Here is a 620-nt window from a genome sequence, read left to right on the forward strand (position 1 = left end):
TTAAAGATTGGTTAAATGTTATGCTCGAAACAGAATTAATTGACGGATCTCTGTCAAAAAAAATTGAGGATAAGAATTTTATAGAAAATCGTTGGGATCAAAGTGTTTTTTCAATTATATCAAAAAAAAACGACTTTTATAAAATTTCAGCCTCTGAGTGTGAGTGGGCAGAGGACGGCCAAAATCGTATTTGGCATCATTTAAATAATTATCCAATTATTGCAAAAAGAGACTTAAAAAGAAATGTTTTTTTAAGATTTATTAATAGACAAAAAAGAACGTACAGAAGATATAAAAATTACTTAATTAAAGTTTTAAATTTAAATCACAATAACTAATTTATTCAGCAATTATAATTATATCTTTTTTAAATTTATAAGATAAAATATAAATGTAAAAATTTTATAAATTTGTACTCATAAAAAAATTATACATGAAACATAACACAACATATGAAGCAGACTCCATAAAAGTTCTTAAAGGTCTCGAGGCAGTAAGAAAAAGACCAGGTATGTATATTGGTGATACAGATGACGGGACTGGGCTGCATCACATGGTTTATGAGTAGTTGTTTATAAAATTTTTACATTTATATTTTATCTTATAAATTTAAAAAAGAT

General features: G+C 25.0%; 2 pseudogenes. Both read left to right on the forward strand.

Annotated features, from left to right (window positions below):
* A pseudogene (locus tag AMN95_RS05245) lies at positions 1–338 on the forward strand (hypothetical protein); the annotation flags it as partial.
* 95 nt (positions 339–433) lie between these two features.
* Positions 434–565 (forward strand): annotated as a pseudogene (locus tag AMN95_RS05750) (hypothetical protein); the annotation flags it as partial.
* Between the last annotated feature and the right edge of the window lie 55 nt (positions 566–620).

This window comes from Candidatus Pelagibacter communis, from assembly GCF_001180185.1.
Classification (GTDB): domain Bacteria; phylum Pseudomonadota; class Alphaproteobacteria; order Pelagibacterales; family Pelagibacteraceae; genus Pelagibacter; species Pelagibacter ubique_F.